This window comes from Aeromonas sp. 160P, from assembly GCF_055193095.1.
The window spans coordinates 914,561-933,204 of sequence record NZ_JBUXKV010000001.1; the positions used below are offsets into that span (position 1 = coordinate 914,561).

Here is an 18,644-nt window from a genome sequence, read left to right on the forward strand (position 1 = left end):
CGTCAGCCGATGCCGTGGTTTTAGCGGCTGATATTTGGGGCCTAATGACTTATACTCCTTCGCCAATTTGAGCCAGCCCAGAGGTCCATTCCATGTCACGTCCCAGCGATCGCAGTGCCGCGCAACTTCGCCCGGTTACCATTACCCGCAATTTCACCAAACATGCAGAAGGCTCAGTGCTGGTGGAGTTCGGTAACACTCGCGTGCTCTGCACCGCCAGCGTCGACACCAGCGTTCCGCGCTTCCTGAAAGGCAAGGGTCAGGGTTGGGTCACTGCCGAATACGGCATGCTGCCGCGCTCCACTCACTCCCGGATGAACCGCGAAGCGGCTTCTGGCAAGCAGAGCGGCCGTACTCTGGAGATCTCCCGTCTGATCGCCCGCTCCCTTCGTGCAGCGGTAGACCTGACTGCGCTGGGTGAGCACTCCATCACTGTGGACTGTGACGTGCTGCAAGCAGACGGTGGCACTCGTACTGCTGCGATTACCGGTGCCTGCGTGGCGTTGGTGGATGCGCTGAACTGGATGGTGGCACAGGGCAAACTGAAGCAGAGCCCGCTCAAGCAGATGATCGCCGCCGTCTCTGTCGGTATGTATCAGGGCGAAGCCATCTGTGATCTGGAGTACATCGAAGACTCCGCCGCCGAGACCGACATGAACGTGGTGATGACCGAAGATGGTCGGATCATCGAGGTGCAGGGCACCGCGGAGGCCGAGCCCTTCACCCATGAGGAGCTGCTGGCGATGCTGGGGCTCGCCAAGGGCGGCATTGCCGAGATCATTGAGCTGCAGAAGCAGTCACTTTCATAATTTTAAAAACGCGGCTCAGGCCGCGTTTTTTTATACCCCCACACCAGTAAACGACAAGCCAAGCAAGGAGCCAGAATGAAAGCCTACCAGCGTCAATTTATCGAGTTCGCCCTGGAGAAACAGGTCCTCAAATTCGGTGAATTCACCCTGAAATCCGGTCGTAAAAGCCCCTACTTCTTCAACGCCGGTCTGTTCAACAGCGGCCGCGATCTGGCCCGCCTCGGCCGCTTCTATGCCGCCGCCCTGATGGATGCCGACATCGAGTTCGATGTGCTGTTTGGCCCGGCCTACAAGGGGATCCCCATCGCCTCCGCCACCGCCGTGCAGCTGGTGGAGCAACACGATGTGGATGTGCCCTGGTGCTTCAACCGCAAGGAGGCCAAGGATCACGGCGAGGGCGGCAATCTGGTGGGCAGCCCGCTCAAGGGGCGCATCATGCTGGTGGATGACGTGATCACCGCTGGCACCGCCATTCGCGAATCCATGGATCTGATCCAGGCCAACGGCGCCTCGCTGGCGGGTGTGCTGATCGCGCTGGACCGTCAGGAGAAGGGCAAGGGCGAGCTCTCCGCCATTCAGGAGGTAGAGCGTGACTACGGCGCCCACATCATCGCCATCATCCAGATGAGCGATCTCATCGCCTATCTGGAGGAGAAGCAGGCCGAGCAGCCGGAGCTGGCAGAACAACGGACGGCCATGAAGGCTTATCGCGCCCAGTACGGCATCTGATAAGCCCCGAAGCGAAATGAAGTGAAACAGGATGGCGCCCCTCTCGCCGAGGGTGGCGCCATTTTTTATCCGCGTTTTTCCCACACATTCTTAAAAAGCGGCTGTGAACTGCTTGAGCTTGCCCTTAAGGTAAAGGTTAGGGTTTGCCGGTCGGCGTTTTTTGGTGCCGACGGGTTCCGGGGAGGAACAGCATGACGACTCAACAGCAACACCTCATTCATCTGCAATTGCCGCTCAGCGGCATGAGCTGCGCCAACTGCGCCAGCCGCATCGCGGCCAACCTCAACAAACTCGACGGAGTCGCGGCGACCGTCAACTTCGCGCTGGAGCAGGCGGCCATCGAGCTGGCCAGCCCCGACCGTCTGCCCGGGGTGCTCGACAGCATCAAGAGTCAAGGTTATGACTACGGCCGCGAAACGCTGTCTTTCCAGATCAGCGGCATGACCTGCGCAGGTTGTTCGGCGCGACTGAACAAGATGCTGGCAGCACTGCCCGGTGTGATATCCGCCGAGGTCAATTTCTCCATCGAGCAGGCCCGTATCGTGCTGGTGCCGGGCGCCCAGAGTCCCGCCGCTCTGCGCGAACGGATCGAGGCGCTCGGCTTTGGCGCCAAACTGGCGCAGGGCTCGGCAAGCGGCCGTCGCCAGCAGTTGCTGGAGCGGGAAGTGCAGGAGGCTGCCAGCGCCCGTCAGGCGCAAACCCGGGTCATCGTCTCCGCCCTGCTCACTCTGCCGCTGCTGGTGGGGATGCTGGCTATGGCCGGGCTGTTCCCCTGGCATCTGCCCGCCTGGCTGGAGCTGCTGCTCGCCACCCCGGTGCAGTTCTGGATTGGTGCCCGCTTCTATCGCGGCGCCTGGCTTGCCCTCAAGAACCGCGCGGCCAACATGGATGTGCTGGTGGCAACCGGCACCAGTGCCGCCTACTTCTACAGTCTCTATCTGCTGCTTAACTTGGGGATGGCCGCCAGCGGCAAGCTCTACTTCGAGGCGAGCGCCATCATCATTACCCTGATTTCGTTGGGAAAACTGCTAGAAGCGCGGGCCAGACGCAGCACCCAGTCCGCCATTCGCGAGCTGATGGCGCTGCGGCCGGAAACTGCGACAGTCTGGCATGGCGAGCGCTGGCAGAGTGTGGCCATCGACGAGGTGCTACGCGGCGATCGGCTGCGGGTGCTGGTGGGGGAGCGGGTGCCGGTGGATGGCAGGATTATGAGCGGTGTCAGCGAGCTGGATGAGTCGATCCTCACCGGCGAGAGCCTGCCAGTGCCGCGCAGTGCGGGCGACAAGGTGCTGGGCGGCGCCATCAACCGCTCCGGTGTGCTGGAGATCGAAGCCACTACCGTGGGGGAGGAGTCCAGCCTCAGCAAGATCATCGCGTTGGTGGAGAGCGCCCAGATGGGCAAGGCACCGCTGCAACAGCTGGTGGACAAGGTCTCCGCCGTGTTTGTGCCGGTGGTGATGGCCATCGCCCTGTTTACCCTGCTGGTGTGGTACGCCATCAGCAACGACTTCGCGCAGGCGCTGTTGGCGGCGGTGGCTGTGCTGGTGATCGCCTGCCCTTGTGCTCTCGGGTTGGCGACCCCCGCTGCCATCGTCACCGGCACCGGGGTGGCGGCGCGCCACGGCATTCTGATCAAGGATGTGGATACCCTGCAGAAGGCCCACGCCATCAAAGCGCTGATCTTCGACAAGACCGGCACCCTGACCCAGGGTCGGCCGGTGCTGGCGAGCTGGAGCGGCACTGCCGAGCAACTGCGTCTGGCCGCCGCCCTGCAACAGGCGAGCGAACATCCGCTGGCGCTGGCGATGCGCGAGGCGGTCGGCAAAGAGCTAACGCTACTCCAGCCGGAAGCCGTCGAGGTGCGGGTCGGTGCCGGTATTGTTGGTCAGGTGGCTGGCCACAGGGTCGCCATCGGTAATAGCTCCCTGCTGGCCCAGCTTGGCATTGAAGCGCCGCAACAGAATGAACAGCCCGCCGATGGCGCGACCCGGGTCTGGGTCGCCATCGACGGCGTGGTGGCCGGTATCGCCGCACTGGCCGACACCTTGCGCCCCGAGAGTGCGGAAGCGATCGCTACCCTGCGCCAGCGCGGTATCGCCAGCTGGCTGGTGAGTGGCGATGCGCCAGCGCCGGTGGCGCACATCGCCGCCCAGCTGGGGTTGGACGGAGCCTTTGACTCGGTGCTGCCAGCGGGCAAGGTGGAGAAAGTCGAGGCGCTGCGGGCGCAAACCCGCGGGCTGGTGGCCATGGTGGGGGACGGGGTGAACGATGCCCCCGCGCTGGCGGCAGCAGACGTGGGCATCGCCATGGGCTCCGGCTCCGATGTGGCGATGGAGACCGCCTCCATCACGCTGATGCGATCTGACCCGCGGCTGGTGGCCGATGCCATCGATATCTCGGCGGCCACCTGGCGCACCATCCAGCAGAATCTGTTCTGGGCCTTCGTGTTCAATATCATCGGCATTCCGTTGGCGGCGCTGGGCTACCTCAGCCCCGAGCTGGCGGGGGCCGCCATGGCCCTGAGCAGCATCACTGTATTGAGCAATTCCCTGTTATTGAAACGCTGGCAGCCCAAGGCGGCGCACGGGCCAGCATCCAACCCGATCAGTAAGGAGGCATAAATGAACATCAGCAAGGTTGCCAAGGCCACGGGGCTGACCGCCAAGACCATCCGCTACTACGAGAGTATCGGTCTCATCAAGGCGCCAGTGCGCAGTGACAACGGCTATCGCAGCTATACCGAGGGCTCGCTGCGGGAGCTGCGCTTCGTCAAGCGGGCGCGGGAGACCGGCTTTAATCTGGAGGAGTGTCAGGAGCTGCTGGCGCTCTATCGCAACGAGCATCGCACCAGTGCCCAGGTGAAGAAGCTGGCACAGGAGAAGATCGTCGATCTGCGGGCCCGTATCAGCGGTCTGCAGGCGATGCTCAGCTCGCTGGAAGGGTTGGTCTGTTGCTGCCATGGTGACGAAAATCCCGAGTGCCCGATCCTCGACGAGCTGGAGCGGGGGTGAGCAAGGACTCACTGGCCAGCGTCGGAGAAAACGCCGATGATTGATTAAATTCTTAATAAACGGCGCTTTATTGTTGCTGGTCAGGGGGGAGTGGTAGACTGCTCGGCTCTTGTACAGGAGTACTCAGTTGACCCAGAGTGTGACACACCAGGTTAAGCAGGCCATCATGGCCCAGCTCTATACCCACGCATCCTTCAGTCTCCCCTGTTTGGGCGTGTTGGCATTTGGTTGGAGTCTGCTGTTTCATGACTATCTGCCCGCCAGCGAGGCGCTGGGCTGGTTGGCCGGGGTGCTGTTGCTGCTGCTCTGTCGGGGTTGGCACCTGCACTGGCGGCAATCCCGCCTGCAACAGATTCCGTTGCCGGTGCTGGAGCGCGAGCTGTTTATCGGCGCCACCATCACCTCCATCGCCTGGGCCCTCGGGGTGCTGCTTTATATGAACGCGCTGCCCGATACCTACCGGGCCGCCATGATGATGCTCTCCAGCCTCATTCTCACCGGCAGCGCCATCATGCTGTTTGGTAGCCGTCGCACCCTCTATGGCGACGTGTTGCCGCTGGGCATGGCGATGCTGTTCGAGCTGGGCAATGGCAACGAACAGGAGCGGATCGTCTCCTGCATGCTGGCGGGTTATCTGTTCGTCTTTCTGCCGACCCTGTTGCGGCGGATGCGGCGGGATCAGATCGCCTCGCTCCATCACCGTTTCTCCAACGCCGAACTGGTGGCCGAGCTGAAGGTGGTCTCCGAGCATCTGCGCCTCACCTCTCGTCTCGATGGCTTGACCGGCATCGCCAATCGCGCTCATCTTGATGACTGTCTGGAGCTGACCTGGCGTCGCTGCCATCGGGCCAAGGTGCCCCTGTCACTGGTGCTGGTGGATGTGGATTACTTCAAACAGTTCAATGACCATTATGGCCATCAAGCGGGAGATGACTGTCTGCAGCAGGTGGCCGCCTTGCTGGCCGAGGTGGAGCGGCGGGAGGATGATCTGGCGGCCCGTTACGGTGGCGAGGAGTTTGCTCTGCTACTGCCCTGTACCGGCATGCAGGGGGCGTTGCAGGTGGCGGATCATGTGCGGCAGGCCCTCAAGGAGCTTGATATTCCTCATCAGAAGTCGCTGGTCTCCGGTCGGGTCACATGTAGTTTTGGTGTTGCCACACTGATACCGGATAACAGCATGAAAATCGCCGATTTGATCCAGAAAGCGGATGCGGCCCTCTATCAGGCCAAGCATAATGGGCGGGATCGAATCGAAGTAGCCTTGATGGGTAAGGTTGCCTGAGTTTAACGTGACAGATTAAAGAGGTTGTCTATGCAATGTCATCGTATCGAAGAGCTGCTGGAGTTGTTGCAGCCTGCCTGGATCAAGGAACAGGATCTCAGCCTGGTGCAGTTTGTAGCCAAACTGGCCAACGAAGCGGGATTTGAAGGTCCTCTGTCCGAGCTGACCGACGACATGCTGATCTATCACCTCAAGATGCGGGAATCCGACAAGCAGGCGATGATCCCCGGTCTGGCCAAGGATCATGTGCCCGATTTCAAAGAGGCACTGCTCAAGGCGCGCGGAATCAAGTGAACCTTTGTTGGAAGCGCACCACCCCGGGGTGGTGCGCTTTTTTGTTGCTGAAAATTGCGATCAAACGCCAATATTAGATACATCTAATCCACACAATTAGCATGCTGTTTAAGATATAATCCGCTCCATAACAAATAAGGGAGCGATGTCTTGCAATGGCCGACCACGACAAAATCGATATCAAGGACGTTACCGACAAGGGCGTAACCGGGACCTACAATCCCAACACGTTCAAAGCCAGCGACGACAGGTTCAACCCCGGCAACCGTATCTATGTGCGGGCCCAGACCGGAACATGGCAGCGGGTGCGCAAGGCCATGGGCTGGTTTTTCGTCGCCCTCTTTGTGCTGCTGCCCTGGCTGCGTTATGACGGCCGTCAGGCGGTGCTGTTCGATCTTGGCCATCAGCAGTTCCATATTTTTGGCGCCACCATCTGGCCGCAGGATCTGACCCTGCTGGCCTGGATCTTCATGATTGCCGCTTTTGCCCTGTTCTTTGTCACCACCTTTCTCGGCCGGGTCTGGTGCGGCTATCTCTGTCCGCAGACGGTATGGACCTTCACCTTCATCTGGTTTGAAGAGAAGCTGGAGGGGGCGGCCAACAAACGACGCAAGCTGGATGCCGGTCCCTGGTCGGCAGAGAAGCTGGCTCGCAAGGGTGCCAAGCATCTGGCCTGGCTGGTCATCTCGCTGGTAACCGGTCTGACCTTCGTCGCTTATTTTCAGGATGTGACTGAACTGGTACCTGATTTCTTCACCCTGCAGGCGGGTGGCTGGGTACTGTTCTGGGTGCTCTTCTTCACAGTGATCACCTACGGCAACGCGGGCTGGATGCGCGCCATCATGTGCATCCATATGTGCCCTTATGCCCGTTTCCAGTCCGCCATGTTCGACAAAGACACCTTCATCGTCGGCTATGACAGCAAGCGCGGCGAGACCCGTGGCGCCCGTTCCCGCAAGGCGGATCCCAAGGCGCTGGGGTTGGGGGATTGCATCGACTGCGACCTCTGCGTGCAGGTCTGTCCGACCGGCATCGATATCCGCGACGGTCTGCAGTACGAGTGCATCAACTGCGGCGCCTGCGTCGATGCCTGCGACCAGACCATGGAGCGGATGGGTTATCCGAAAGGGCTGATCAGCTACACCACAGAGCACAAGCTGGCCAACGACTCCACCCATGTGGCGCGACCCAAGCTGATTGGCTACGGGCTGGTGATGGCGGTGATGCTGGGGGTGTTTGTCTACAACGCCATGTCCATCATGCCGATGGGGCTCGATATCCTGCGGGATCGCAACCAGCTGTTCCGTGAGAACAGCGAGGGGCTGATCGAGAACACCTACACCCTCAAGATCCTCAACAAGACCCTGCAACCCCAGACCTACCAGCTGGATGTGGAGGGCTTGCCCGAGTATCAGTGGTTCGGGCCCCGTGAAGTGACCCTCAAGGCGGGCGAGATCTACACCCTGCCGGTCAGTCTGGCGGTCGACCCCTACAACCTGAAGCGGCCGACCCTGGACATCAAGTTTGTGCTGAAACGGGAAGGGGCGGCGCCTGATGACAGCAAGGGCAACCTGCGTCAGGGCAGCAAGTTTATCAGCCGCTTGTAATGTCCGCCGGTTGCCGTGGACTGCCCTCGGCACCGGCGTTACCCAAGTCCGGTCACCAGCGAGCAGGGTAATAGCGGGTAGTAGTGATAGAATGGGGCGCAACGGCGCCCCTTTCTTATGGTGGATGACATGCGTTTCAACTATTCCGATCTCACACCCGACCTCATCATGGACGCGCTCGATCTCAGCGGTCTGCGGCTCGACTCCGGCCTCATCGAACTCAACAGCTATGAGAACCGGGTCTACCAGTTTCAGGATGAGGAGCGTCGCCGCTATGTGGTGAAGTTCTACCGTCCCGGTCGCTGGAGCCGGGCCCAGATCCTCGAAGAGCATGAGTATGCTGCCCGGCTTTGTGATGCGGAGATCCCGGTGGCCGCCCCGATCGCCTTCGCGGGCGAAACCCTGCTGGAGCATCAGGGCTATCCGTTCGCCATCTGGCAGAGCGTCGGTGGTCGCCAGTTTGAGGTGGACAACCTCGATCAGCTGGAGTGGGTCGGGCGCTATCTTGGCCGTATCCATCAGATTGGTGCCAGCAAGCCGTTTCACCATCGCGTGCGGCTCGATGTGGAGAGCATGCTGCACGAACCGCGTCAGCTGCTGGCGTCTGGCGAGTGGCTGCCGAGCGGCTTGGCCAAGCAATTTTTCGGGGTGCTCGACGAGCTGATCAAGCACGTTTGCGATGCCATGACCCTGGATGTGGCGCAGATCTCGCTGCATGGCGACTGTCATCCGGGCAACATTCTGTGGCGCGACGGCCCCATGTTTGTCGATCTCGATGACTGCCGTACCGGCCCTGCCATTCAGGATCTCTGGATGATGCTGAGCGGCGAGCGTCACGAGCAGCAGATCCAGCTCGATACTCTGCTGGCAGGCTACGAGGAGTTCATGGAGTTTGATTCGCGGGAATTGGCGCTGATTGAGCCGCTGCGGGCGATGCGGATCGTCCACTACATGGCCTGGCTGGCGCGACGCTGGGAAGATCCCGCGTTTCCCCGTCACTTTCCCTGGTTCAACACCGAGCACTACTGGCGCCAGCAGATCGCCACGTTGCACGATCAGCTCGATGCATTGAAGGCACCGCCGTTGACCCTTATGCCGGGGTGGTAACTTATCCGGTGGCCAGCAGATCGCCCCACCTGCGGCACGATCAGCTGGAGGCACTGAAGGCGCCACCGCTGAGCCTGATGCCAAACTGGTGAAATTGAAGGGATCTTGCGTGGCAAGTGTGACTCGATCTCCGGTCCTGACCATTGACGTCAGCATGGCGAAACAATAGGCTTGGCACTGCTTCGGTTCGCCGGGCGTGCCTCACAGTGATCCCTTAACAGGAAACATCATGAAAAAAGTTTTATTTTTCCTCGCAGCCATGCTGATGGTCCCCATGGTTCACGCCGCCCCCGAATTCAAGGAAGGCGTCAACTACGATGTGGTCAAGCAGACAGCCTCTGCCAAGCCAGAAGTGATGGAGTTTTTCTCTTACTTCTGCCCGCATTGCGCGACGTTTGAACCGATCGTTGAGCAACTGCAGGCTGGTTTGCCAAAAGATGTGCCCCTCAAGAAGAACCCGGTGAACTTCATGGGTGGCGAGATGGGGCCAGAGATGCAGCGTGCCTATGCGGTTGCTACTTTGCTCAATGCAGAGAGCAAGGTCACTCCCGCCATCTTTAGCAAGATGCAACAGCGCCAGTATCCGACCAGCCGTGACGATGTGAAGAAAATTTTTGTCGACAACGGTGTTCCGGCCGAGGAGTTTGACGGTGCCGTCGACAGCTTCGCGGTTTCCGGCATGGTCTCCCAGTTCGATCGCAACATGCAGAGCTACAACATTCGTGGTGTGCCTGCGTTTCTGGTGAACGGCAAGTACATGGTTAAGATTGAATCCATCACATCTCAAGAGCAGTTCAACAAATTGGTGCAGTTCCTGCTGACCAAGAAAGACTGATATCGCCCTTGAGTCGATAAAAAAGCCCGCCGGTGCGAACCGGCGGGCTTTTTGTTTTCTGGCAGTCTGAATCAGACCCCGACGTGGAACGCCTGCTTGAGGTTGCGGATGAACTCCGCATCCCGACAGAGGGTCTTGCCCGGGCTGTCGGAGATCTTGGCGACCGGGCCGCCGTTGCACTCCATCAGCTTGAAGACGATGTTCATCGGGCTGACACCGGGCAGATCGCAGGTGAGCTTGGTGCCGATACCGAAACTGGTATTGATGCGGCCGCGGAAGTGACGCAGCAGCTGTACTGCTTTGTCGAGATTGAGCCCATCGGAGAAGACCAGAGTCTTGTCGGTGGGGTCGATACCGAGGCGCTGGTAGTGGCTGATGGCCTTCTCACCCCACACCACGGGATCGCCGGAGTCATGGCGCAGCCCCTGATAGCGGCTGGCTAGCTCGAAATCGAAATCACGCAGGAAGGCATCCATGGTGATGCAGTCGGTCAGGGCGATGCCAAGATGGTCGGTGAACTCTTCCAGCCAGCTGGTGAGGGCGGCGCGTTGGCTGTGTTCGAGCGGAAAACCGAGCTGCTGATGGGCCTGGAACCACTCGTGGGCCTGGGTGCCCACGGCGGATAACTGGTACTTCTGGGCCAGCAGGTAGTTGCTGGTGCCGCGAAACGCTGGCAGTCGCTCCTTGAGGCGGCCTACTACCGCATCTTGCACCCCATGGGAGAAGCGGCGGCGGGTGCCAAAATCGATGAGGTTGAATTCGCTCATCTCTTCCGGACTCAGTTCCTGCTCCAGCTTGTCGAGCTTCTGGTCGAGTCGATCCAGCGCGTGGCTGACGCCAAACTGGGGGTAGCGGAAGCGGTTACGCATCTCGCTGATGATGGCGAGCACCGGGATCTCCCACAGGATCACATCCTGCCAGGCCCCTTCGACCCGCACATTGATGCGGCCATCCTGCTCGAACACCTTGAGCAGAGAGGCATCGAGCGGCTTGCGACGGAGGTGGTCGAGGTAGTCAGGGGTGAAGAAGGGACGTTCGGCGAGAAAATCGAGCTCGGGTTTGGTCAGTCGCAGGGAACCGGCGAGGCGCAGTTGCTCCTCGATCTGCCCCATCATGGGCAGCAGATCCTCTTCATTGCGGCTGTGAAACTCGGCCACCACCTCGGCATCCGGATAGCGATGGAACACCGCCTGCTGCATATGCAGTTTGTAGGCGTCGGTGTCGAGCAGGCTGGTTAGTATGGGTGGCATATCAGACTCCCCGCAGGCGGGCGAACGCCAGTCGCATAGGTAGATTGCAGGCGCCGGTATCGAGCAGGCTGGTGAGGATAGGGGGCATATCAGGCGTCCAGCAGGCGTTGTACATCGATCAGGGTCTGGGCCAGTTCGGCGCCAGCCTCGATCATCTGGGTGTGGGCGCTGGCAACCGTCGCGGGAGCAATGCCACGGCAGGCATCGAGATGGACGATCACCCGGAAACCGGCGCGGCGCAGTTGCAGCACGCTGGTTTTGACACAGTAGTCGGTGGCGAGGCCGCCGACCAGCACTGTGCCGACCTTGCGGGCTTGCAGGAATTCGATGAGTCCGGTGCTGCGCCGTTCGGCCAGGTCGTGGAAGCAGGTGCCGTAGGGATGCAGATCCGGCTCGACCCCCTTCCAGACGAAGAAGTCATAGTCGATGGGGGCAGGCAGGCCGTCGAGCAGCTCGAAGCCCTTGCTGCCCGGCACGCAGTGCACCGGCCAGGTGAGGTCGGCGTTGGGCAGATCCAGCGGCAGCAACATGCCAGCGGGGTCACTGACGGCCCAGTCGGCATTGGCCGGGTGAGCGTCCTTGCTGCCGATCCGCAGCGTGGCGAGGGTGGCCTGAGCGTTGAGCGCGGCCACAATATCATCACCGCCCGCGACGGGCAGTTCGTTCGGGCAGAGGGGGGTAAAGCCCTTCTGCGCATCAATATCCAGGCTGGCGACGGTTCCCATGATTGGCTCCTGCACATACTATTCGTGTGATATTATCTACCAAACATTAATGGAAGGCGAGCAGGGCGATCGGCATGCTGAGAATGAGTCTGGATATGGTGGTGCTGCGGTTGCATGACGAGCGGCTCGAGCTGCTGCTCGAGACCCGTGATCGCCCCCCCTTTGCCCACAGTTGGCAGCTACCCGGCTTGCGCATCGATGAGGCACTGGATCGGGATCTGGATGCCGCCCAGCGCCGCCTGCTGGCGGAGTGGGGACTCGGTCACTGCTACAGCGAGCAGGTCTGCACCCTCGGCAGTCTGGAGCGGGATCCCCGCGGCTGGTCCACGACCCTGGTCTATCTCTGCTTGGTCGATCCGGAAGTGGCAGCGATCCACGGCTGCTGGCATCCGCTCTGCAACCTGCCGGGGCTGAGCCTCGCCTTCGACCATGTCCAGCTCATCGCCAAGGGGCTGGAGCGGCTGCGGATCAAGAGTCGCTACAGCACCTTGCCGCTGCAACTGCTGGGGCCCGAGTTCACCCTCTCCGAGGTGCAGCGCGCCTTCGAAATCATCCTGCAAACCCCCATGAACACGGCCGCGTTTCGCAAGCGGATCCATCGTGCCGACATTCTGGTGGACAGCGGCCGCAAGCGCACCGGCAAACAGCGCCCCGCCATCCTTTACCGGTTGGAGAGTCCCTGCTGCGTGATGTTCGATCAGGTGATGCATGGAGCGGAAGCGTGAGTACCAATCCCGTTTGTGTGCTGGTGAGCGCCTGTTTGCTGGGCCAGCCAGTGCGTTACGATGGCCAGAGCAAGGGGATTGTCAGCGACTGGCTGAGCGAGCTGGGTGCCGAAGGGCGGGCGCTGGCCTTCTGCCCCGAAGTGGCGGGCGGTTTGCCGACCCCGCGGCCTCCTGCTGAGCGGCAGGGTGAGCGGGTGGTGACGGCGAGCGGGCTGGATGTGACTGCCGAGTTTGATCGCGGCGCCGAGCTGGCGCTGGAAATCTGTCAGGCGCAGGGCATTCGCTTCGCGCTGCTGAAAGAGGGCAGCCCTTCATGTGGCAGCGGCCGTATCTATAACGGCCGCTTTGAAGGTGTCTCTGTGACGGGCGAGGGCAAGACCACTGCACTGTTGCGCCGCCACGGTATTGCAGTCTTTTCCGAAGATCAGTTGGCTGAGTTGGCTTCGGCGCTCTCTGTGGATGCCTCTTTGTTGGATATCCCTTCGGCAGCAACCGGCTGCGGCGCCTGACCGCGCTGCCACCCCTCCAGCACCTCGTCTTTCTCCTGCCAGCGCTGGTTTAGCCACTCCTGAAAACCGCGCTTGAACTGCTTGTCATTGAAGTAGTCGCCAACCAGCGCCTCATCCACCGGCAGCTCCTCAATCCGCACCTGAATGCGCTTTACCCGTCCCATCAGGAAGTCCTTGAACGGGGTCCCGGCGTTGTCCGGATAGCGGATGGTGACGTTGATCAGGCTGTCAAACTGCTCCCCCATGGCCGCCAGCGTAAAGGCCAGACCCGCCGCCTTGGGCGGCATCAGATGGCGGTAGCGGGAGCGGGCCGCGTCCCGTTTCTGCTCGGTGAAGCGGGTTCCCTCCACGAAGTTGATGACGGTGGTGGGGATGTGGCGAAACTTCTCGCAGGCATTGCGGGTGGTCTCGATATCCTTGCCGCGCAGGTGCGGGTTGCGCAGCAAAAACGCCCGTGAATAGCGGCGCATAAAGGGCATGTCGAGCCCCCAGCAGGCGAGCCCCAGCAGCGGGATGTAGATCAGCTCGTGCTTCATGAAGAACTTGGGCACCGGCAGCCGGTCGCGGAACAGATGACCCAGCACCACTATGTCGGTCCAGCTCATGTGGTTGCTGATGACGAGATACCAGCCATCCTGGCGCAGTCGGGTCTCATCTTCGATCTGCCAGTCGATGAGCATGGTGAGACGGATCACCAGCGCGTTGCAGGCCAGCCACAGGCGCATGAAGCGGTTGTTGAGGCGGCTGCAGGCGCGGCCAAAGGCCGGGATCGGCAGCAGCAGTTTGGCCAGCGATACCAGCAGGATCAAGCTGGCGCACAAGGCGGTGAACAGGATGGTCAGGCCCGCGCTGATGATCAGCACCAGCGGGCCGGGAAGCAGGGATAGCATGAATGTCTACTGCGCCTTGGTTGCCAGCAGTTGGCTCAGGGTCTGGTCCTTGTCGTGCCAGATCCCGTTCAACCACTGTTGAAACTCTTGTTGGAACTCGGGGTCATTGAAGTAATCCCCCACCAGCTTACGGTCGATCGGCAAATAGCGGACCTGAACCTTGATTTGCCCGACCCGGCCGCACATGAAGTCCCAGTAGCTGGGAATGCCGTCCGGATAGGCGATGGTGACATCAACCAGTTGCTGCAACTGGTCGCCCATGGCTGCCAGGGTGAAGGCGATGCCCCCCGCTTTCGGGAGCAACAAGTGGCGATAGGGCGAGCCCTGTTTCTGATGCTTGCTGCCGGTGAAACGGGTGCCTTCGACAAAGTTCATCACACTCACCGGAATGTGGCGGAATTTGGCACAGGCCTGGCGCGTTGTTTCTATGTCTTTTCCCTTCAAATGTGGCCTTTTTTCCAGAAATTTGCGGGAATATCGCCGCATGAAGGGGAAGTCGAGCGCCCACCATGCCAGACCGAGAAAAGGTACCCAAATCAGCTCTTTCTTGAGGAAAAACTTCAGGAAGGGGATTTTTTGGTTAAAAACCCGCTGCAATACCAGTATGTCGACCCAGGATTGATGGTTGGCAATCACCATATACCACTCATTCCGGTGCCCTTTGTCCACTCCGACCACCTCGAAAGGGGTCTGGATGATGGTTTTCTGGATCAGATTGTTGAAACCGATCCAGCAGCTGGCACAGCCATCCAGCAGGGTGTTGCAGAGGGTTCGCCACCCCTTGAACGGTAGCGGCAGCTTGAGCAAACCCAGCAAGAAGATGGGGACAAACCAGAAGAGGGTATTGAAAAAATAGAGCAGGGTAGAGAGGCTGCCGCGCAGTCGCTCTGTCAGCTTGTTGGGCATGAGTAAGGGTCCGTCTTGCTGTCGATAAAGGGCCATCAAGTGGTCAGATCTGTGGCCATAATATCAGCCGATGGCGCGCTAGACCATGCAGAGGGCGTTTGGCAGCACGAAACCCTCGTTTCGCCATCTTGCAGATTCAGCCGTTACGTAGCCGCGACAGCAGCCGATCCATGGCGCGATAACCGAGCGCCTCGATAAGATGCTCCTTGCCGATGGCCGGTTGCCCCGCCAGATCGGCGATGGTGCGCGACACCCGCAAAATGCGGTGCCAGGCCCTTATGCTGAGCCCCAGCTTCTGGATCGCATTCTCCAAAAACTCGGCATCTTGCAGCGATAGTCGGCAGATATCCTCTATCTCGCGGCTATCCAGCAGATTGTTGAGTTTGCCATTGCGACTGAGCATTCGTTCGCGCGCCGCCAGCACTCGATCGCGGATCTGTTGGCTCGACTCCCCCCGCTCCGCCTTGCCGGTGAGGCTCCCCTTGGGCAGCAGCGGCACCTCTACTGTGAGGTCGAAGCGATCGAGAAAGGGGCCGGAGAGCTTGCCGAGGTAGCGCAGGATCTGATCCGGGCTGGAGCGGGTCTGGCCATCGCCATAGTGGCCGCAAGGGCTGGGATTCATGGCGCCGACCAGCTGGAAGCGGGCGGGGAAATCCACCTGACGGGCGGCCCGGCTGATGGTGATGTGGCCGGTCTCCAGCGGTTCGCGCAGGGAGTCGAGCACCTTGCGCTCAAATTCGGGCAGTTCGTCAAGAAACAGCACGCCATTATGGGCCAACGAAATTTCGCCGGGGCGCGGGTGGCTGCCGCCTCCCACCAGCGCCACCGCCGAGGCACTATGGTGGGGCGTGCGATAGGGTCTGTGGTGCCAGCGTCCGGCGCGCGGAGTGAGGCCGCCGATGGAGTGGATGGCGGCAGTCTGCTGCGCTTCCTGTTCGCTCAAGGGCGGCAGAATGCCGGGCAATCGGCTTGCCAGCATGCTCTTGCCGGTGCCGGGTGGGCCGATGAATAGCAGATTGTGGCTGCCGGCGGCGGCGATCTCCAGCGCCCGCTTGGCCTGTGACTGGCCGATCACATCCTGCAGATCCGGCACGTCGGGCAGGCTCTCCGCGCTTTGGGGATCTGGCAGCGGCAGCTCGTACTGGCCTGCCAGCCAGGCGGTGACGGCCAGCAGCTGGTGGGCGGTGCGCACCTCGGCATCCTGAATGAGGGAGGCTTCCGGGCCGTTCTCTCGCGGCACCAGCAGGGTGCGTCCTGCATCGCGGCAGGCGAGCACGGCGGGCAACACGCCGAGCACGGGGCGAATTTCGCCGGTCAGGGCCAATTCGCCTAAAAATTCGTGATCGAGCAGGTATTTTGCCGGTATTTGCTTGGAAGCGGCGAGAATGCCGATGGCGATGGCCAGATCGAAACGGCCGCCCTCCTTGGGCAGGTCAGCGGGCGCCAGATTGACTGTGATGTGTTTGCTCGGGAACTCGAAATTGCCGTTGAGCAGGGCGCTGCGCACCCGATCCCGCGACTCTTTCACCGAGGTTTCCGGCAGGCCGACCATGTTGAAGGCGGGCAGGCCGTTGGAGAGGTGAACTTCCACTGTAACTTGCGGGGCCGCGATCCCGAGGCTGGCACGGCTATAAACCACAGCTAATGACATAAATCCCGTCCTTGAGTTGATATATGTTCTGACTAACTGCTTGTTGTTGGTTTTTTATTCCAGAGTTCCGGCTGGGGAATAGCCAAAATCAGTGGGTTGTCACAGAAAAAATCCTTGCCCAATAAAAATCACCGTGCTAGTTCTAATAGCCATTCGCGGTGCAAACCGCCCCAATTTCACAGGATTTCCGGTTGTAACTATGAACATGGCCTCCCGTTTCGTCAGCATTATTGTGGTCCTAGTGGTGATTATTATCTCACCGCTCGGGGCTCGTTTAGCTGCACGGAACAAGGGATAGACCCACCACCGGACAGAACGAAACAAGCGACCCCCGAGCCTCACAGCTCGGGGGTTTTTTTTCGACCAAAGGACAGGATTCTCCACATGAACGGCGCGCAGTTTTTGGTACAGGCTCTCAAGAAACAGGGTGTGACCCAGGTGTTTGGTTACCCGGGCGGGGCCATCATGCCAGTCTACGATGCCCTGTATGACGGTGGTCTGGCCCATCAGCTCTGCCGCCACGAGCAGGGCGCCGCCATGGCCGCGGTCGGTTATGCCCGCGCCTCCGGTCAGGTGGGGGTCTGCATCGCCACCTCTGGTCCCGGCGCCACCAATCTGGTGACCGGTCTGGCAGAGGCGCTGCTCGATTCTGTGCCGCTGGTGGCCATCAGTGGTCAGGTGCCCTGCGCTGCCATCGGCACCGATGCGTTTCAGGAGGTCGACGTGCTCGGCATGTCCCTCTCCTGCACCAAGCACTCCTTCATGGTGACGGATGTGGCGGATCTGCCGCAGGTTATCGCCGATGCCTTTGCTATCGCCAGCGAGGGGCGTCCGGGGCCGGTATTGATCGATCTGCCCAAGGATGTGCAGCTGGCCGCCGTGACTACCCAGAGCCCGCTGTTTGCGGTGGCAGAGCCGGAAGCGCTCAATCCCTCGGAGTTGGCCGCCGCCCGTACCCTGATCGCTGCCGCCGAGTGCCCGCTGCTCTACGTCGGTGGCGGGGTGGGCATGGCCAATGCCGAGCAGCAGTTGCGCAACTTTTCCGCCGTCACCGGCATGCCTGCGGTCACCACCCTCAAGGGGATTGGCGCGCTCGATCCCGATAGCGCCGTTTATTTGGGCATGCTCGGCATGCACGGCACCAAAGCGGCCAACTACGCGGTGCAGCAGTGCGATCTGCTGCTGGTGGTGGGTGCCCGTTTCGACGACAGGGTAACTGGCAAACTGGAGGAGTTCGCCCCCGAGGCGAAAGTGATACATCTCGATGTGGATGCTGCCGAGTTCGGCAAGCGCCGCGCTGCCGAGGTGGGTATCACCACGGATCTCAAGCTGGTGCTGCCGAGACTCGCCATGTCCCTCACTATCGCCCCTTGGCGTGAACACTGCGCCACCATGGCCCGCGAATATGCGTTTCGCTACGACCATCCGGGTCAGGCCATCTACGCCCCAGCCCTGCTCAAGCAGCTCTCCGCCCGGCTGCCGGAGACCAGCGTGGTGGCCTGTGATGTGGGTCAGCACCAGATGTGGGTGGCCCAGCACATGCGCTTCACCAGCCCGCGCAACCACCTCTCCAGTGCCGGTCTCGGCACCATGGGCTTCGGTCTGCCCGCCGCCATCGGCGCCAAGATGTCGCGCCCGCAGGATGAAGTGGTGCTGGTGAGCGGTGATGGCTCTTTCATGATGAATGTGCAGGAGCTCGGCACCATCCGCCGCGCCCAGCTCAAGGTGAAGATGGTGCTGCTGGACAACCAGCGCCTCGGCATGGTGCGCCAGTGGCAGGAGCTGTTCTTCGACGGCCGCTACAGCGAGACCATCCTCTCCGACAACCCCGATTTCGTCGCGCTGGCTGCCGCCTTCGGCATTCCGGGCGAGACCATCACATGCAAGGAGCAGATAGCCGGAGCCCTCGATCGCTTGCTGAAGAGCGAGAGCGCCTATCTGCTGCATGTGGCTATTTCAGAGGAAGAAAACGTCTGGCCCCTGGTTCCGCCGGGAGTCGCCAACCACAAGATGATGGAGCAACGCCCATGAACCCGCACACCCTTGCACAGCCTGCATTTGCACAACACACCCTGCATATCCACGCCCAGCCGAGACCCGAAGTGATGGAGCGGGTGCTGCGGGTGGTGCGTCACCGCGGCTTCAATCTCTGCGCATTGAATATGGAGCAGGATTGCCAACAGCTGCGGATCACGGTTACTGTCGAGTCGGTGCGTCCAATCCAACAGTTGTGGAGCCAGCTGGTGAAGCTGGTGGACGTCTCCCGGGTCGATGCACTGGAACAGCAACCCCGGATCAGAGCTTAAGGAGCCAA

The 18,644-nt window shown here is 60.9% G+C and carries 18 protein-coding genes; 13 read left to right on the forward strand and 5 right to left on the reverse strand.

Going from position 1 to position 18,644, the window contains the following annotated elements; translation table 11 throughout:
• Window positions 1-92: 92 nt before the first annotated feature.
• The 9 genes from rph (at window position 93) to ACY8FN_RS04380 (ending at window position 9,674) form a co-directional block, all read left to right on the forward strand.
• Window positions 93-809 carry a ribonuclease PH gene (gene rph / locus ACY8FN_RS04340; RefSeq protein ID WP_101319577.1) on the forward strand — a complete coding sequence of 239 codons (717 nt, stop codon included), beginning with the start codon at window positions 93-95 and terminating at the stop codon, window positions 807-809.
• Between the two features lie 75 nt (window positions 810-884).
• Complete coding sequence (gene pyrE / locus ACY8FN_RS04345; protein ID WP_463099325.1) at window positions 885-1,538, forward strand: orotate phosphoribosyltransferase; 654 nt, start codon at window positions 885-887, stop codon at window positions 1,536-1,538.
• A 191-nt stretch (window positions 1,539-1,729) separates the two neighbouring features.
• The gene (locus ACY8FN_RS04350) at window positions 1,730-4,159 is read left to right on the forward strand and encodes a heavy metal translocating P-type ATPase (protein WP_463099326.1); all 2,430 of its coding nucleotides are present in this window, start codon (window positions 1,730-1,732) and stop codon (window positions 4,157-4,159) included.
• The gene (cueR, locus tag ACY8FN_RS04355) at window positions 4,160-4,549 is read left to right on the forward strand and encodes a Cu(I)-responsive transcriptional regulator (protein WP_101319570.1); all 390 of its coding nucleotides are present in this window, start codon (window positions 4,160-4,162) and stop codon (window positions 4,547-4,549) included. It begins immediately after the preceding gene.
• Between the two features lie 127 nt (window positions 4,550-4,676).
• Complete coding sequence (locus tag ACY8FN_RS04360; protein WP_463099327.1) at window positions 4,677-5,831, forward strand: GGDEF domain-containing protein; 1,155 nt, start codon at window positions 4,677-4,679, stop codon at window positions 5,829-5,831.
• Window positions 5,832-5,861: 30 nt separating this feature from the next.
• On the forward strand, window positions 5,862-6,125 hold the full coding sequence (locus tag ACY8FN_RS04365; protein ID WP_033135400.1) for a YihD family protein: 264 nt from the start codon (window positions 5,862-5,864) through the stop codon (window positions 6,123-6,125).
• Window positions 6,126-6,280: 155 nt separating this feature from the next.
• Window positions 6,281-7,732 carry a cytochrome c oxidase accessory protein CcoG gene (ccoG, locus tag ACY8FN_RS04370; protein ID WP_101319568.1) on the forward strand — a complete coding sequence of 484 codons (1,452 nt, stop codon included), beginning with the start codon at window positions 6,281-6,283 and terminating at the stop codon, window positions 7,730-7,732.
• 117 nt (window positions 7,733-7,849) lie between these two features.
• The gene (locus ACY8FN_RS04375; RefSeq protein WP_463099328.1) at window positions 7,850-8,839 is read left to right on the forward strand and encodes a serine/threonine protein kinase; all 990 of its coding nucleotides are present in this window, start codon (window positions 7,850-7,852) and stop codon (window positions 8,837-8,839) included.
• Window positions 8,840-9,068: 229 nt separating this feature from the next.
• Window positions 9,069-9,674, forward strand: coding sequence for a thiol:disulfide interchange protein DsbA/DsbL (locus ACY8FN_RS04380; protein WP_042018045.1), 606 nt, complete (start codon window positions 9,069-9,071; stop codon window positions 9,672-9,674).
• A 71-nt stretch (window positions 9,675-9,745) separates the two neighbouring features.
• Here ACY8FN_RS04380 and pncB read toward each other — a convergent pair whose 3' ends face one another.
• Both pncB and ACY8FN_RS04390 read right to left on the reverse strand, forming a co-directional pair.
• The gene (pncB, locus tag ACY8FN_RS04385; protein WP_463099329.1) at window positions 9,746-10,924 is read right to left on the reverse strand and encodes a nicotinate phosphoribosyltransferase; all 1,179 of its coding nucleotides are present in this window, start codon (window positions 10,922-10,924) and stop codon (window positions 9,746-9,748) included.
• An 89-nt stretch (window positions 10,925-11,013) separates the two neighbouring features.
• Window positions 11,014-11,649 (reverse strand): nicotinamidase, encoded by a 636-nt coding sequence (locus ACY8FN_RS04390; protein ID WP_303842577.1) that lies wholly within the window; start codon window positions 11,647-11,649, stop codon window positions 11,014-11,016.
• Between the two features lie 74 nt (window positions 11,650-11,723).
• On the opposite strand from ACY8FN_RS04390, the gene ACY8FN_RS04395 reads away from it, so the two are divergent.
• Window positions 11,724-12,374, forward strand: coding sequence for an NUDIX hydrolase (locus ACY8FN_RS04395; RefSeq protein WP_101345940.1), 651 nt, complete (start codon window positions 11,724-11,726; stop codon window positions 12,372-12,374).
• A complete protein-coding gene (locus ACY8FN_RS04400) occupies window positions 12,371-12,883 on the forward strand; it encodes a 2-thiouracil desulfurase family protein (RefSeq protein WP_463099330.1) in 513 nt (170 codons plus the stop codon). The genes ACY8FN_RS04395 and ACY8FN_RS04400 overlap by 4 nt, the downstream gene beginning before the upstream one ends.
• On the opposite strand, the gene ACY8FN_RS04405 is transcribed toward ACY8FN_RS04400, so the two are convergent.
• The 3 genes from ACY8FN_RS04405 to ACY8FN_RS04415 form a co-directional block, all read right to left on the reverse strand.
• Entirely contained in the window at window positions 12,799-13,773 is a 975-nt protein-coding gene (locus ACY8FN_RS04405) for an acyltransferase (RefSeq protein ID WP_463099331.1), read from the reverse strand. The genes ACY8FN_RS04400 and ACY8FN_RS04405 overlap by 85 nt on opposite strands.
• A gap of 6 nt (window positions 13,774-13,779) precedes the next feature.
• Window positions 13,780-14,679, reverse strand: a complete 900-nt coding sequence (locus tag ACY8FN_RS04410; protein WP_101319555.1) for an acyltransferase — start codon at window positions 14,677-14,679, stop codon at window positions 13,780-13,782.
• 136 nt (window positions 14,680-14,815) lie between these two features.
• Complete coding sequence (locus ACY8FN_RS04415; RefSeq protein WP_463099332.1) at window positions 14,816-16,330, reverse strand: YifB family Mg chelatase-like AAA ATPase; 1,515 nt, start codon at window positions 16,328-16,330, stop codon at window positions 14,816-14,818.
• A 384-nt stretch (window positions 16,331-16,714) separates the two neighbouring features.
• Here ACY8FN_RS04415 and ilvG point away from each other — a divergent pair, with 384 nt between their 5' ends.
• Both ilvG and ilvM read left to right on the forward strand, forming a co-directional pair.
• Entirely contained in the window at window positions 16,715-18,361 is a 1,647-nt protein-coding gene (gene ilvG / locus ACY8FN_RS04420; RefSeq protein ID WP_463099333.1) for an acetolactate synthase 2 catalytic subunit, read from the forward strand.
• Complete coding sequence (gene ilvM / locus ACY8FN_RS04425; protein ID WP_005342011.1) at window positions 18,358-18,636, forward strand: acetolactate synthase 2 small subunit; 279 nt, start codon at window positions 18,358-18,360, stop codon at window positions 18,634-18,636. The genes ilvG and ilvM overlap by 4 nt, the downstream gene beginning before the upstream one ends.
• Window positions 18,637-18,644: the final 8 nt, after the last annotated feature.